The 13,793-nt window shown below is 62.0% G+C and carries 16 protein-coding genes and 1 pseudogene; 10 read left to right on the forward strand and 7 right to left on the reverse strand.

The features are described 5' to 3' along the window. The first annotated feature begins 27 nt into the window (after nucleotides 1–27). The 3 genes from AC4DF4_RS15080 to AC4DF4_RS15090 all read left to right on the forward strand — a co-directional run bounded on the left by AC4DF4_RS15080 (nucleotide 28) and on the right by AC4DF4_RS15090 (nucleotide 1,974). A complete protein-coding gene (locus AC4DF4_RS15080; RefSeq protein WP_490048938.1) occupies nucleotides 28–606 on the forward strand; it encodes an RNA polymerase sigma factor in 579 nt (192 codons plus the stop codon). A gap of 53 nt (nucleotides 607–659) precedes the next feature. Beyond that, complete coding sequence (locus AC4DF4_RS15085) at nucleotides 660–1,055, forward strand: hypothetical protein (RefSeq protein WP_490048939.1); 396 nt, start codon at nucleotides 660–662, stop codon at nucleotides 1,053–1,055. Between the two features lie 82 nt (nucleotides 1,056–1,137). Further along, nucleotides 1,138–1,974, forward strand: a complete 837-nt coding sequence (locus AC4DF4_RS15090) for a S1C family serine protease (RefSeq protein ID WP_490048940.1) — start codon at nucleotides 1,138–1,140, stop codon at nucleotides 1,972–1,974. Nucleotides 1,975–1,980: 6 nt separating this feature from the next. Here the strand turns inward: AC4DF4_RS15090 and AC4DF4_RS15095 are convergent, their stop codons facing one another. From AC4DF4_RS15095 to AC4DF4_RS15105, 3 genes and pseudogenes are all read right to left on the reverse strand, one after another. Then, on the reverse strand, nucleotides 1,981–3,195 hold the full coding sequence (locus tag AC4DF4_RS15095) for a beta-galactosidase small subunit family protein (RefSeq protein WP_490048951.1): 1,215 nt from the start codon (nucleotides 3,193–3,195) through the stop codon (nucleotides 1,981–1,983). Beyond that, nucleotides 3,117–3,713, reverse strand: a pseudogene (locus tag AC4DF4_RS15100) (sugar-binding domain-containing protein). Before AC4DF4_RS15100 ends, AC4DF4_RS15095 begins: the two are co-directional and overlap by 79 nt. A 120-nt stretch (nucleotides 3,714–3,833) precedes the next feature. After that, on the reverse strand, nucleotides 3,834–4,868 hold the full coding sequence (locus tag AC4DF4_RS15105) for an L-threonylcarbamoyladenylate synthase (protein WP_490048941.1): 1,035 nt from the start codon (nucleotides 4,866–4,868) through the stop codon (nucleotides 3,834–3,836). 111 nt (nucleotides 4,869–4,979) lie between these two features. On the opposite strand from AC4DF4_RS15105, the gene AC4DF4_RS15110 reads away from it, so the two are divergent. After that, nucleotides 4,980–5,531 (forward strand): shikimate kinase, encoded by a 552-nt coding sequence (locus AC4DF4_RS15110; protein ID WP_490048942.1) that lies wholly within the window; start codon nucleotides 4,980–4,982, stop codon nucleotides 5,529–5,531. A gap of 5 nt (nucleotides 5,532–5,536) precedes the next feature. Then, nucleotides 5,537–6,553, forward strand: coding sequence for a tRNA epoxyqueuosine(34) reductase QueG (gene queG, locus AC4DF4_RS15115; RefSeq protein WP_490048952.1), 1,017 nt, complete (start codon nucleotides 5,537–5,539; stop codon nucleotides 6,551–6,553). Nucleotides 6,554–6,568: 15 nt separating this feature from the next. Here queG and AC4DF4_RS15120 read toward each other — a convergent pair whose 3' ends face one another. From AC4DF4_RS15120 to AC4DF4_RS15135, 4 genes are read right to left on the reverse strand one after another with little or no spacing between them, the layout of a single operon-like run. After that, nucleotides 6,569–7,225, reverse strand: coding sequence for a DedA family protein (locus AC4DF4_RS15120; RefSeq protein WP_490048943.1), 657 nt, complete (start codon nucleotides 7,223–7,225; stop codon nucleotides 6,569–6,571). Nucleotides 7,226–7,229: 4 nt separating this feature from the next. Beyond that, entirely contained in the window at nucleotides 7,230–8,240 is a 1,011-nt protein-coding gene (locus AC4DF4_RS15125) for an NAD(P)H-dependent glycerol-3-phosphate dehydrogenase (protein ID WP_490048944.1), read from the reverse strand. After that, nucleotides 8,233–8,937 (reverse strand): glycerol-3-phosphate 1-O-acyltransferase PlsY, encoded by a 705-nt coding sequence (plsY, locus tag AC4DF4_RS15130; protein WP_490048945.1) that lies wholly within the window; start codon nucleotides 8,935–8,937, stop codon nucleotides 8,233–8,235. Before plsY ends, AC4DF4_RS15125 begins: the two co-directional genes overlap by 8 nt. 21 nt (nucleotides 8,938–8,958) lie before the next feature. Further along, on the reverse strand, nucleotides 8,959–9,519 hold the full coding sequence (locus tag AC4DF4_RS15135; protein WP_490048953.1) for a peptidylprolyl isomerase: 561 nt from the start codon (nucleotides 9,517–9,519) through the stop codon (nucleotides 8,959–8,961). 468 nt (nucleotides 9,520–9,987) lie between these two features. On the opposite strand from AC4DF4_RS15135, the gene AC4DF4_RS15140 reads away from it, so the two are divergent. The 5 genes from AC4DF4_RS15140 to AC4DF4_RS15160 all read left to right on the forward strand — a co-directional run. After that, nucleotides 9,988–10,230 carry a ribbon-helix-helix domain-containing protein gene (locus tag AC4DF4_RS15140; RefSeq protein WP_490048946.1) on the forward strand — a complete coding sequence of 81 codons (243 nt, stop codon included), beginning with the start codon at nucleotides 9,988–9,990 and terminating at the stop codon, nucleotides 10,228–10,230. Beyond that, nucleotides 10,227–10,643, forward strand: a complete 417-nt coding sequence (locus AC4DF4_RS15145) for a type II toxin-antitoxin system VapC family toxin (RefSeq protein WP_490048947.1) — start codon at nucleotides 10,227–10,229, stop codon at nucleotides 10,641–10,643. Before AC4DF4_RS15140 ends, AC4DF4_RS15145 begins: the two co-directional genes overlap by 4 nt. 162 nt (nucleotides 10,644–10,805) lie before the next feature. Next, entirely contained in the window at nucleotides 10,806–11,948 is a 1,143-nt protein-coding gene (locus AC4DF4_RS15150) for a prepilin peptidase (RefSeq protein WP_490048948.1), read from the forward strand. A gap of 9 nt (nucleotides 11,949–11,957) precedes the next feature. Next, complete coding sequence (locus AC4DF4_RS15155) at nucleotides 11,958–12,239, forward strand: hypothetical protein (protein WP_490048949.1); 282 nt, start codon at nucleotides 11,958–11,960, stop codon at nucleotides 12,237–12,239. A 53-nt stretch (nucleotides 12,240–12,292) separates the two neighbouring features. Further along, nucleotides 12,293–13,793: alpha-amylase family glycosyl hydrolase (locus tag AC4DF4_RS15160; protein ID WP_490048950.1), on the forward strand; the 1,501-nt coding region annotated here is incomplete at its 3' end.

A 13,793-nucleotide genomic window follows, 5' to 3' on the forward strand; every position in this document is an offset into this window, starting at 1 on the left:
AAGTGAAAGCCTATCTCGCCCGGAAGAATGAGGAATCCAATTCGATCAACTGGCAGTTCACCAACGAAAAAGCCCGCATCAAACTCAAATCACTCTATCCAACAATTTGAATTTTACGCGACACTAGTTTACAACATGACCTCCCACAAGGAGGACACTCATGATTTGCTCCAGGACATTTTCGCCCGCTCCTATCAATCGCTCGGCAAGTTCAAGGGCAACTCGGCGTTCTACACCTGGATCTATCAGATAGCGGTCAACCAGACGCTCAATTTCCTGAAGAAGCGCAAGCGCCGCACAGGACTGAGCCTGAACGACATGGATTCATCCGTGCAGCAGGATCCGGCGCTCATCGACACCACCCACGAGGCGAACCCCGAGCGGCAGACCAACCTCAACGAGCTACAGATAAAATTGAACGAAGCGATGAAGAAGTTGTCTGACCCCCACAGAATAGTGGTCACGATGTTTGACATCCAAGGCATGTCCCACGGGGAAATCGCCAAGGTGCTCAAGACTTCCGAAGGCACCATTCGCTCACGACTCCATTATGCGCATCTCCAACTCCAGTCAGCCTTGCAAGACAGTTGGGAAGAAAGATTTTAAAATTCTTCTTGCGCATCCGGGGATTATTTTATAAATCCTAATTATCAACCGCAGTGAAACCAACGATCGAACAAATTGGAGACCTACTAGCCCTCAAGCGCGATGAGCGTCCTGAAGAGGGTTACTGGCAGGATTTCCTCTGCGAATTTCACCAAAACCAGCGCGAGCAGGCCGTGAGAAACTCGGGATTTTCAAATTTCTTCGGTGACGTGTCCGCTTGGTTTTCCGATCTGAGTCCTTCCAAATGGGCTTACGGCGCGGGCGTGGCCTACGCCGCCCTGACAATCGCTTTTTTCCTGACGCCGCGTGATGTGGAGAAGGAAAACACTCCGGCTTCCCCGGTGAATTACCAGGTCGTTCCGGCACCTGCGCCGCCCGGGCTTGAGCAACTCAAGCAGTTGGACCTGAGTCCCACGACTCAAGGCGACGTCGGCGAGCAAGTATTCTAATTCCAGCAACCCCGAAATGGTGGATCTGGAATGCCCGCGCCGACGGTGGTCGGCACGAATGTTTTTTGTGGCGAGCGCCTGCGTGTCGGCGGGCTTTGCCCAACCTGTCGCCGTTTCCCCGCGCTGGCAGGTGAATTTCCCGCCCGCGGCGAATGGTCGGCCCGGTGAATCCACGGCCGTCCCGGTCAACGGAGCTTCGATGCTGGTCGCAATCGTCGCGGCGGGAGCGAATCCGGTGAACCCGGCACTGCAGTTTGGGAGCCGCTCGATCCCGGTCAAAATGATCGGCCACGATGCGGTCTCGCGGCTGGGATTCATCAAGGTGGAAGGAAGCGTGGTGCCGAAATCAATGGAATGGGCGGCGGACGCCGGCGCGAGTGCGAGCGCCACCCTGCAAGCCATGGAACCTGCGGGATTGGTCAAATGCCGCGCGACTGGCTGGGTGAAACAGGTGGGAGGAAAAATTTTGCCACTCGCCTTGCTGCGGGTGAATTTCAGCCATTCGGTCCCGCCGCCGGGAACCCCGCTGCTGGACGACGCCGGCCGGGTGGTCGCCATTGTTTTTCAAAGCTCGGGCGGTGGCAATGTCGGCTATGCCCTGCCCGCTGAGGCGGTGCACCGGGTGCTCCGGGACATTTCCTCCGGAGGCCAGCTTTCCCGTGGTTGGCTCGGGCTCGCGCTGCGCGCCGAATCCCAAATCCCCCGAATCAGCCGGGTGCTGCCGGATTCTCCCGCCGCCGCCGCGGGCGTCCAGCCGAACGACGTGCTTCTCAGCATCGGCTCCAGGCAGATCGCGGATTACGCCGATGCCGCGAATGCCTTCTTTTACCTTATCCCGGGCCAGCCGGTAAGGGTGAAGCTGCTGCGGGGAGTGGAACAGTTGGAAGTCACCCTGACGCCGACAATGTCGAAAGGATAATCTCGATCAACGGGGCTTCGAGCCTGTGGCGGGAGCTGCGGATAGCGAGAGCATGAACGACCAGTGATAGGTCTTGCCCGGCTGGATCAAATATTGCGGTAAGGCGAGCGCGCTCCAGGAATTCGTGCCGCCCAGGCCGGACTGGCGGTGGTCGAGATTGAGGGTGGAAAAGTCCCGCGGGGGAATTTCACTGAAGTGCATGGCGAGCTGGATATCGGTGGCGGCGCATGGGTAACACGCCATTTCCAACAAGGATTCCCCGGTGGCATCCAGCCGCAGGCTGCTGCCATTCAAAGGGTTGGAAATGGTCGCCCAGCGGATGCCGGTGCGGTTGCCGGATTCCTGCGGATCAATGTAGTGGTGGAATAAATTGGGGACCAGCCCTTCGTGAATGGTGGTCCAGGAGCCGGATTTGCGGTCGGTGTAGTTTTCTTGCGGGCCGTTGCCATACCATTTCCAGAGCGGTTTTTTGTTAGGTGTTTCGCACTGGTAGCCGATCCGTGGAATCGTCGGAAGCCCCTTGCCGGGACGGAAATCCGTTTCAATTCCGATTTGGCCGTTGCCGGTGAAGCGATAGCGGATGGTGGCATGACTCTGGTTAGCCGGAATGTTGAGCTCGGCGGTGACGACCACGTCGTTTCCGTCCTGAGCAGCAGTCGTGCTGCCGGCGGTGGCCCGGGCTCCGGCGTATTGCCAGACCTTGAGGTTGTGCTGAAGCTTCGCGCCCTCGTCGTTGTTGGTGGTGGGGCGCCAGAAATTCAGGCGCAGCGGCGTGTGCAGCCATTCCTGATCGTTGGCCTTGACCGACGTCAGATAGCCCGTGGATCTATCGACCGTCGCGGTAACATCCTTCGCCTTGAGCGTGATCAAATTCCCGCTTTCGGAAAAACTCGCAGGCGAATCGGCGGCGGTTGGCGAGGCAGGAACACCCTTGCCCCACGGCAACGGTATCTCATCCCAAGCGACCGGCATGCCCACCGGATGCCAAGCGGTGGCTTCAGTCAGATCGTAGCGGACCCGCAAGAAATACTCGCTCGTCGGCACCGGGGTGTGACCCGTGGCGACCGCGATCACCACGGCCTGTCGGGCGGAGATCTCGGGAAGAGCCAGTTTGCCCTCGGCCACGGCGACTCCGTCCCGCATCAGTTTCCACGAGCCGGCGATTGGATTCCGGACATGCGGAACATGTCCTGATCCTCCAGGTAAGAGCCGTCGGAATATTGATAAACCTCGGCCGCCAGCAGATTCTAGCCGGGCTGGAGATACGAGGTGATGTCGAACTCGGCGGGCGTCCGTGAATCCTGCGAGTAGCCGACTTTTTTGCCGTTGATCCAGAGATAAAACGCCGAGTCCACCGCACCGAAAACGATGCTCGTGCGGCGGCCTTTCCAGGTTTGCGGCACAATGAACTTGTGGCGATAGGATCCCATCTGGTTGCGGTTCTCGATCGGGAAATTCGTGAAGTGCTGTGGCGGCTCGCCCATCACCGTCGGCGGATTCCTGGCGAACGGATAGGTGATGTTGGTATAGAGCGGTGCGCCGTATCCGTGCATCTGCCAGTTGGACGGCACCGGGATTTCCTTCCATGCCGAGTCGTCGAATGCCGACGCTTCGAAGCCGGCGGGTTTTCCCGACGGGTTGCCGGTGTGGTGGAATTTCCAATTTCCATTCAGCAACTGGCACCAAGGAGACTCCAGCCGGCCCTTCGTTCCGGCTTCATCCTTCGTGGGAAACGGCATCGAAGTCGCTCGCGGTGCTTCCTTGTTGATGCGGAAAACCGCGGGATTCTCCCAATCGGGCGTCTGGGATAGCGCCGATGAGGCGAAGACGAGAGCGAGTAGTTGGATTTTTATGACGGGTTATTTGATATTGATCGATGCCCGGCGCAAGCGGTCCATGATCGCCACGCCAAGTCCGGTTTCACTAACCGGCTCAGCGATGATCGCGTCCAGCCCGGCTTCGTCGAGCTGGCGCATCACAAAAAACAGGCGGATCGCCGCCTCCGCGAGCTTGCCGCTGCCGGGGCTGAGCGACTCGATGACGTCCCAATCGTGGAGCGTGACATACGGGCTGTCGTCCTCGCCGGTGTAGCTCAGCAGGCCGTATTTCTTGCCTTCCTCGGGCACGAAATCTGCCGGCTTTTCCAATAAAATCAGCGGCGTGAGCGGCGCGTAATGGCTGTCGAGCTGACCGGGTGCCTGCGGCGCATCCGATTTGATTTCACGGACTTTCTCCACTCGGCCGAATTCCTGAAGCTGCTCCTTGGTGATCGGCCCGGCACGGTGCAGCCGGAAAACCGGCTTCTTTCCTTCGCGCGGCTCGATCGAAATAATCGTGCTCTCCACCCCTTCCGCGCAGGCCCCGGCATCGACAATGAGCGGGATGCGGCCGCCGAGCTCCTTCATCACCGCGGAGGCGGAAGTCGGAGAAATCCGGCCGAAACGGTTCGCGCTCGGAGCCGCGATCGGGCGGCCGAGCTCCTTGCAGACCGCCCGGAAAACCGGATGCGCGCTCTGGCGGACCGCCACCGTCGGAAGCCCGCTCGTCACCAAATCCGGCACGTCCGGGTGCTTTGGTAAAATCAACGTGAGCGGCCCGGGCCAGAACGCTGCCGTCAGCTTGTTCACCGTTTCCGCGATCTCCTCAGGCACGATCGCCACGTTTTTCAAATCCCCGCGCGAGGCGATGTGGACGATGAGCGGGTCGAACGAAGGCCGCTCCTTCGCCGCGAAAACCTTGGCAACCGCTTCGGGATTAAACGCGTCCGCCGCCAAGCCATAGACGGTTTCAGTGGGAAGGGCGACGATTTCACCGGCTCGCAGCAAAGCGCAGGCCTCGGTGACGGCGTCCTTCATTTCATCATCGGCAACTTGGAGAATTCGGGTCTCGGGCACGCGCGCGTTTTGCCAGACCATCCCTCGTCTGGCGAATCTTGATTTACCGAAATGACGCGCGGCCGGTTTTTACGGTTTATCCCCGCGCCTCCGTCGGACTAGGGTGGGCGCATGAACGAATCGCAACCCCCGCCGAAGAGCATTGTTCTGATCGGCTTCATGGGCAGTGGGAAATCGACGGTGGGGCGCGAGCTGCAGCATCGGCTCGGATATCCGCTAGTGGATATGGATCACGTGATCGAGCAGCGGGCGCGCAAGTCGATCGCGGCGATTTTCGCTGACGAGGGCGAGGAGGCGTTCCGGGACATGGAGACGGCTTTGCTGGAAGAGCTCGACGACCCTGCCGCGCCGCGGCGGATTATTTCGACGGGCGGCGGCGTGATCGGGCGCGAGCGGAACCGGGCTTTGCTGCGGCATCTGGGTTACGTCGTGTGGCTGCACGCGCCGCTGGCGGTGATCCTCGACCGGACCGGGAGAAACCGCGACAGGCCGCTGCTGCATACGGACGATCCGGTGGCGCGGGTGGAGGCGCTGATGGCGGTTAGGAAGCCGCTTTATGCGGAGGCCGCCCACTTGCACGTGGATACTTCCGGCCTGGATTGCGGCGAGCTGGCGACGGGGATTCTGGAAAGCGCGCGTTACTTTTTCACCGGCCACCTGTGAGTGAGATGGTAGGGCAGGTGAAAGCGTGGGCGGCGGAGCTGGGATTCGATGACTGCCGGATCGCGGTGGCGAAGGAGGCGAGCCACGCGGATTTGTTCCGCGAGTGGATCGGGGAGGGCAAGCACGGTGAAATGGCGTGGCTGGAGCGCACACCGGAGCGGCGCTGCGATCCGCGCGAGGTCTTGCCAGGGTGCCGGTCGATCATCTGCCTGGCGCTGAATTACTATCCGGGGAGCAGTCCGTTTCCCAAGGGACATGACGGCGGCTACCGGATCGCGCGCTATGCGTGGAACGAGGACTATCATGATCTGATCGAGAAGCGGCTGCGGGAGTTCGACGGGAAATTGCAGGCGCTCGGCGGCACCCAGCGCTTCTACGTGGATACCGGCCCGGTGCTGGAGCGCGACTTCGCGAGCGACGCGGGCCTTGGCTGGAACGGGAAATCCACGGTGCAGATCCACCGCCACATGGGCGCGTGGTTTTTCCTGGCGGAATTGCTGACCACGCTCGACCTGGCGCCCGACGCGCCGTTCGGCGACCACTGCGGGAAATGCACCGCCTGCGTCACGGCGTGCCCGACGCAGGCGATCACCGCGCCGCGGCGGGTGGACGCGCGGCGTTGCGTCTCATATCTAACGATCGAGCACAAGGGGCCGATTCCCGAGGAGTTCCGCGTCGCGATGGGCGACCGGATTTACGGCTGCGACGATTGCCTGGACGCGTGCCCGTGGAACCGCTTCGCCGTGGAGTCGCGGGAAATGACCTTCCACGCGCGGGCGACGGTTTTCGAAAAGCGGCTGCGGGATTTCCTCGCGCTCGATGATGACGGCTTCCGCGCGCTGTTCGCCAAGTCGCCGATCAAGCGGATCAAGCGGCCGCGATTTCTGAGAAACGTCTGCGTGGCGTTAGGAAACACCGGGACGCGTGAGGACCTGCCCGCTCTGGAACTCGCCGCCGCCGATCCCGACCCGCTGGTTTCCGAACATGCGCGATGGGCGATCGGTCAGATCTCGGGTCGGTGATGGGTTCGCGAGTGGCTACTCCGCGGGCTCGCCTTCAGGCACCTTCTTGAATTTCGCCCGCGCGATTTCGATGACCATCGGCAGCACGGAGATTCCGATGATGCCTAACACGACGAGTTCGAAGTTCGCCTTGACGATGGGAATATTCCCAAAGAACCAGCCGCAGGGCAGGATGAGTCCCACCCACAATACCGCGCCGGTCACGTTGAAGAACATGAAGCGGCGGTAGTTCATTTCCCCGGAGCCGGCGACGAACGGGGCGAAGGTCCGGACGATCGGCACGAAGCGGGCGATGATGATGGTCTTGCCGCCGTAGCGGACGAAAAACTCGTTGGTTTTTGCGATGTGGCTGGGTTTTACGACCTTGGGAAACGTCCGCATCATCCAGCCGCCGAATTTCCGACCAATCCAGTAGTTGACCGTGTCGCCAAGGATGGCGGCGACGAGAAGGATGATGGCGGCCACCCAGATGTTGAGGTTGGAGGTGGGGTCCGCGGCGATCGCGCCGATGGCGAAGAGCAGTGAGTCGCCGGGCAGGAAGGGGGTGATGACCAGGCCGGTCTCACAGAAAACAATCAGGAACAACAGCCCGTAAACGAGTGGCCCTTGGGCGCTGATGAAGTCGCGGAGGTGATCGGGGAGGTGCAGGAAGAGGTCGAGGATGTCTTTCATGGTGTCAGCTGTGCTCAGGGCGCTTGTCGCGGGTGAGGAGGTCCTGCATCGCGAGTGGGGCGGACTTGCCTTCGTAAAGAATGCTATAAACCGAGTCGATGATCGGCGTGCGGACGCCGACGCGGCGCGCGGCCTCGTGGATCGAGAGCGTGTTAGGCACGCCTTCCGCGACCATGCCGAGCGCGGCGACGGCTTCCTCCAGGGTCTTGCCGCCACCGAGGGCGAGGCCGACGCGGTGGTTGCGCGAGTGCTCGGAGAAGCAGGTGACGATGAGATCGCCGACGCCGGAGAGCCCGGCAAAGGTTTCCAGCCGGCCGCCCAGCGCGGTGCCGAGGCGGGTCATTTCCGCCAGCGCGCGGGTGACGAGCGCGGCGACCGCGTTGTCGCCCAGACCGAGGCCGTGGGCCATGCCGGCGGCGATGGCGTAAACGTTCTTCACCGCGCCGCCGAACTCGATGCCGGCGAGATCGTCGGTGGTGTAGGAGCGGAAATGGGGCAGGGTGAAAAGGTCCTGCAGCCGGACGGCGAGGTCGTGGTCCGCGGAGCCGATGACCGCGCAGGTGGCCATGCCGGTGGCGATTTCCTCGGCGTGGTTAGGGCCTGACAGCACGGCGATCGGATTGGCCGGGAAGACCTCGCGCAGGATCTGGCTCATGCGATCGCCGGTGTGTTTCTCGATGCCCTTCGCGCAGGAAAGAAGGATGGTTTGCTCGGGCAGTCCGGCGGCGGCGAGCTTGCGGGCGGTCTCGCGGGTGGCGGAGGTGGGGACCGCGAAAATGACCAGCGGGTGGGCCAGCGCGTCCGTCAGGTCGCAGGAGGCGCGGACGTTCTCGTCGAGCGGGACGTCGCTCAGGTAGTGCGGGTTCCGGTGCTCGCGGTTGATGGTTTCCGCCGTTTCGCAATCGCGGCCGATGAGAAGGATGGATTCGAGTTTCGGAGCCAGTAGCTTTGCCATCGCGGTGCCGAAGGAGCCGGAACCCACGATGGCTGTGGAGGTGAATTTCGTCTCAAACATCGCCGGATTTGGGTTTGCGGGTGAAGCGGTGCTCGGTGCCTGCGAGCAGCCGCTGGATATTGGTCCGGTGTTTCCAGATGGCGAGGACGGCGATGATGATTGAGAAAGCGAACAGCGGCTTGTTCCAGGTGCCGTCTTGGATTTTCCCGTGAAACCACGAGCCCCAGAGCGTCAGCAGTGGCAGCGCCGCCGCCGCGATGATGCTGGCGAGTGAAACGTAGCGGCTGACGATGAATGCCAAGCCCCAGACCGCCGCCAAAATCACGATGGCGGCGGGCATCAGTGCGATCAAAACGCCGGCCGAAGTGGCGATTCCTTTTCCACCCTTGAAGCCAACCCATGGCGAGTAGTTGTGCCCGAGGATGGCGCACAGGCCGGTGAGCACTTGGAAAACCTGGGCCGTGAGCATCGGGAACTTCCCCGCGTAAGGCAGCAGCCCGCTGAGCGTCATCGGATTTTGGATCCCTTCGAAACGAATCAGGGAAATCGCGATCACGGTGGGCACCAATCCCTTGAGCGCGTCCAGCAGCAGGCAGGTGACGCCGTATTTCTTGCCGACGATCCGCAGCACGTTGGTCGCGCCGATGTTGCCCGAGCCGTGCTCGCGGATGTTGATGCCCTTGATCCGGGAAATGATCAGGCCGAAAGGAATCGAGCCGAGCAGGAAGGCGACAAGCGGGCAGAGCCAGAGTTGCATGCGGCGGCGGTTAGGGGCACGTCACTCGGCGGTGGCGGAGGTGATGGTCACGGCCTCCACCGGCACATCGCCGCCGAGGCGCGCGTCGGCCCGGGTCTTGACGGCCTTGATCTTGTCCACCACGTCCATGCCTTCGACGACTTTGCCGAACACGGCGTAGCCGCCGTTGCTCGGGTAGTTGAGCATGGCGTTGTCCACCACGTTGATGAAGAACTGGGCGGTCGCGCTGTTCGGGTCGCTGGTGCGGGCCATGGCGATGGTGCCGCGGTCGTTCTTGAGGCCGTTCTGGCCTTCGTTGACGATGCCCTTGCCGGTTTCCTGCTCGACGAGGTTCTCGCCGTCCAGTTTGAAGCCGCCGCCCTGGATCATGAAGCCGTCGATGACGCGGTGGAAGACCGTGCCGTCGTAGTGCTTCTTGTTCACGTAGCCGAGAAAATTGGCGACCGTGACGGGGGCTTTTTCCGCGTTCAGCTCGAGAACGATATCGCCCTTGCTGGTTTTCAGGCGGACTTTCGCGGCCTTGGCGGTGACGGGTGCTGCGGGTTTCTCCGCTTCCTTGGCAGGTTGGCAAGAGGGAAGCATTGTAAGCAGAACGAGGGAAATGAGGGCGAGTCGGCGTTTCATCGGGGGTTTCCTAGAAGAATCCCCGGCGGAGTGCAAGCGCTGTTGAGCCGCCCGTTTGAATCCCTTCGGGCCTTAACAACCGTCTTCCATCCGCACCGATATCCAACTCGCGCTCCGCCTGCGGATCGACGAGCGGGAACCCACGTTCGGATTTCCGGGATACAAGCCCCGCTCCTCGGAATCGGACTCAGCACCCTCCGCAGTTGGGAGCAGAAGAAGCGCGAGCCTTCCGGGGCGGCCCGCATGCTCATCGCCATCGCACTCAAACATCCCGAAGTGCTGCAAGAGGTCATAGCTTGATACCGATTCATGTCGAAATGCGACACCTGACTCTAAACACGCCGGTTGTTTTGTCGGAAGCCGTCATCGGCAAAGAGGGCTGAATCCAGTATTGCCAATCTGCAAATTCGGTAATACTTTTCAATCATGACAACGATTTCGCTGAAGATTCCCGATGAGCTGGTTGCCCGGATGGATGCAGTGGCGCGCGCCAAACGAACCAACCGATCCGCGTTGCTGCGGGAAGCGCTGGAGGAAAAGCTCAAGGCCGCCGCCCGCAAGACCCCGCCAAGCCTCTTTGAGCGTAGCGCGGACCTGTGTGGCAAAGGATGCAGCAGGCTGGGTGATCTGGCTTCCAATCCAAAACACCTCGAAGGATTCGGATCGTGAACGAGATCCTCGTCGATACCGGCCCATTGGTGGCGTATCTGGACCGCGGCGACCGGGATCACGCGTGGGCAAAGGAAACCTTGATGCAGCTCACACGCCCCTTGCTGACCTGTGAGGCGGTCATTGCCGAGGCGCTCTTCTTGCTGCGGCGCGGTGGGATCGACCCAGACGGCTTGCTCAACCTGATCAGCCGCGGCCTGGTGGTGCCTGGGTTTTCGCTCGTGACGGAGATCGGGGCGATTCAACACCTGATGAAAACCTACCGCAACATCCCGATGTCACTGGCGGACGCCTGTCTGGTCAGAATGGCGGAGATTTATGAAAATTCGAAGGTCATGACCTTGGATTCGGACTTTGTGGTTTATCGGAAATCCCGCCGGAAAGTGATTCCGCTCCTGCGGCCGGAGCGGTGATGCGCGGGGTGCAGCATGGGTGCGTGGCGACGCAGGCCAGCCATCGAGCTCCGAAATCCAGATTCCCGTGTGCCGAACTTGTACTGACGAGGGGAAGGCGGGTCCATAAGCGGTCACCTTTGTTCTTGGCAGGCGGGCGTGGCTGGCTTGAATGGCGGCATCTTGGCTGCCATCCCTATTTACCCGCCGCTTGATCACTGGCTCTGGCTCATTCCTGCGTTCTTGATCGGCGCCTGCATCGGATCGTTTTTGAATGTCGTCATCTACCGCGTGCCGCTCGGCATGTCGGTCAACGAGCCGAAGCGGTCGTTCTGCCCGCTGTGCAAGAACCCGATCCCGATGTGGCTGAATTTCCCGCTCGTGAGCTGGCTCTGGCTGCGGGGAAAATGCCGGGAATGCGCGGCTCCCATCGCGTTCCGTTACTTCGGCGTGGAGTTGCTGACGGCGCTGTTGTTCACCGCGGTGTGGTGGCAGTTCGCGCCGCTGGCGGTGGGCGTGGTGGTTTTCCTGTGGGTGCTGGTGGCTTTGTTAGTGGCCATCACTTTCATCGATGCCGAGCACCTGATCATCCCGACCTCGCTCACCTGGGCGGGCTCCGCGATCGGCCTCGGGGCCTGCGCGGTCTGGCCGCAGCTGCCGGTGCTGGGCGGCGAGGCGGGCAACTGGCTCTCCGGATTGAAGCACGGCGCGATCGGCTGGACCGCCGGGTTCGTCGGCTTGTGGTGCGTCGTGGAGCTGGGGAAAATGGCCTTCGGCAAAAAGGCGCTCAAGTTCGACAAGCCGGTCGCATGGTCGCTCAAGGAGCCGCAAACCGACCAGGACCCGATGTGCTTCGTGATCGACGGCGAGGAGATCGCGTGGTGGGACATTTTCTCCCGCAAGTCGGATCGTTTGTTAGTCGAGGCGACCGATATCCAGGTCAGCGGCGAGTCGGTGGGCGGCGGCTCGCTGGTCATCCGCGAGATGGAAATCCAGTTGCCGGACGGCACGATCCACCAGTTGGCCAGCATCAAGTCGCTCGACGGGATCGCGACCGGCACGGTGATTCCGCGCGAGGCGATGGGCATGGGCGACGTGCATTTGCTGGGAATGATCGGCGCGTTCTTCGGCTGGACCGGGGTGTTCTTCTCGCTGTTCGCGGCGTCGGTGTTCGCGATCATCGCAGCGGTGATCGGGCGGATCGGCTTCGGCAGGCAACTGCCGTTCGGGCCGTTCCTGGCGATGGGCGCCGTGGCCTGGCTGTTCGGCGCGTGGAAAATTTGGGAATGGTACATGAACATGCTCGGCCCGCTCGGCGCACCGTGATTTTAGACCATGGCGGACAGGAAACCAGGATCATGGAGCGACAGCAAGGGCCTGGCCCGGGGGATCCTGCATGACCGCGCGGAGCGGCGGAAGTGGCTCGGCGGGATGGCGCTGGTGCCGTTAGCGATGATGGGCCTCGGGCTGTGGGTGATCAATGACTGGATCTGGGCCAGCCCGTGGCGGGTGCTTTTCTGGTGGGGTGGCTGCGCGGTGGCGACCTGCGTGGTGGTCCTTTTCGCGCTTTATGACGCGCTGTTGGTGTTCCGCGAGGAGCGCTCGAAGGACCGCTGACGGCTTGGACTATGGCTTGGCAAACCCGCCCGCCCGGTGCTTTGATGGTGGCGATGTCATACAGCAGTCATTCCGCCGACCCGGCCCGGCCCGTGATTTACCAACTCATGGTCCGCACCTTCGGCAACACCAACGAGACCCGCAAACCCAACGGCACGCTCGCGGAGAACGGCTGCGGGAAATTTTCCGACATCACCGGGTCCGCGCTGGTTTCCCTCAAACAGATGGGCTTCACCCACGTCTGGCTGACCGGTGTGCTGGAGCAGGCGAGCGGCACCGCCTATCCGGGCCGTCCGGCGGATGATCCGGATCTTTTGAAAGGCATCGCCGGCAGTCCGTATGCCATCAAGGACTACTTCGACGTCAGCCCGGATTATGCGCTGGACCCGGCGAACCGGCTTGCCGAGTTCGAGGCGCTGGTCGGGCGCTGTCACGCGCTCGGGCTCAAGGTGATCATCGACTTCGTGCCGAACCATGTCGCCCGCTCCTACGCTTCCGACGTGATGCCGGACCAATCATTCGGCCAGGGCGACAAGTGCGACGTGTTTTTCGACCGCGACAACCACTTCTATTACCTCGGCCCTAACGACGCCGGTGGCGGTCCGCCGCTCAAGCTGCCGACGGCCGGAATGCCGGGCTGCGACGGGAGTTTCGTTGGCGAGACGAGCTTTGGCCGGGTCACCGGCAACAACGTGGTTTCCTGGGCGCCGTCGATCCATGACTGGTATGAAACCGTGAAGCTCAACTACGGCCACGACTTCACCCAAGGCCGCGCCACCTCGCATCTTCCCGGGCCGGACGCCGCGTTTGCCGAGGTTCCCAAAACCTGGCGGACCATGGACGCCATTCTCGCTTACTGGCAGAAAAAAGGCGTCGATGGATTCCGCGCGGACATGGCCCACATGGTGCCCATGGAATTCTGGCGCTGGGCGGTGAAGCGCGCCCGCGCCCGCCGGGCAGAGGTGTTTTTCTCGGCGGAGGCCTACGACAACGACCCCGCCAAGCTAACGGACGGCCATGTCCTCGACGAGCTGCTTCATGCCGGCTTCGACGCGGTCTATGACGATCCGAGCTACGATGCGCTGGAGGGCATTTACGATTCCGGGAAATGGGCGAACGATCTCGATCCTCTAACTTTCACCGGCCCGCGCTTCCACAAATCCCTCCGCTATGCGGAAAACCACGACGAGGTCCGGCTCGCGAGTCCGAGGGAATGGGGCGGCGTTGGGATGAAAGTCGGCCAGCCGGTGTCCGCGGTGCTGTTCGCGATGGGCCGCGGCGCGGTGATGCTCTATCACGGCCAGGAAGTCGGCGAGCCCGCGGCCGGCGCGGAAGGCTTCGGCGGCGACGACGCGCGGACCTCGATTTTCGATTACTGGTCGATGCCCGAGCTCACCAAGTGGGTCAACGGCGGCAGGTTCGACGGTGGCCGCCTCAGCGACGAACAGAAATCCCTGCGCGAGTGGTATGGCAAACTCATCCGCGCCACCCAGGTCCGCGCCTTCACCGCCGGCGGGTTTTACGGGCTCAATCACGCGAACAAAGAGAACCCAG

Source organism: Luteolibacter sp. (assembly GCF_058122085.1).

What these genes read in the sequence shown, in the direction of transcription:
- AC4DF4_RS15080 (WP_490048938.1), top strand. Translation starts at nt 28, where the DNA reads ATGAGGAATCCAATTCGATCAACTGGCAGTTCACCAACGAAAAAGCCC.
- AC4DF4_RS15110 (WP_490048942.1), top strand. Translation starts at nt 4,980, where the DNA reads ATGAACGAATCGCAACCCCCGCCGAAGAGCATTGTTCTGATCGGCTTC.
- queG (WP_490048952.1), top strand. Translation starts at nt 5,537, where the DNA reads ATGGTAGGGCAGGTGAAAGCGTGGGCGGCGGAGCTGGGATTCGATGAC.
- AC4DF4_RS15120 (WP_490048943.1), bottom strand. Translation starts at nt 7,225, where the DNA reads ATGAAAGACATCCTCGACCTCTTCCTGCACCTCCCCGATCACCTCCGC.
- AC4DF4_RS15125 (WP_490048944.1), bottom strand. Translation starts at nt 8,240, where the DNA reads ATGTTTGAGACGAAATTCACCTCCACAGCCATCGTGGGTTCCGGCTCC.
- plsY (WP_490048945.1), bottom strand. Translation starts at nt 8,937, where the DNA reads ATGCAACTCTGGCTCTGCCCGCTTGTCGCCTTCCTGCTCGGCTCGATT.
- AC4DF4_RS15135 (WP_490048953.1), bottom strand. Translation starts at nt 9,519, where the DNA reads ATGCTTCCCTCTTGCCAACCTGCCAAGGAAGCGGAGAAACCCGCAGCA.
- AC4DF4_RS15140 (WP_490048946.1), top strand. Translation starts at nt 9,988, where the DNA reads ATGACAACGATTTCGCTGAAGATTCCCGATGAGCTGGTTGCCCGGATG.
- AC4DF4_RS15155 (WP_490048949.1), top strand. Translation starts at nt 11,958, where the DNA reads ATGGCGGACAGGAAACCAGGATCATGGAGCGACAGCAAGGGCCTGGCC.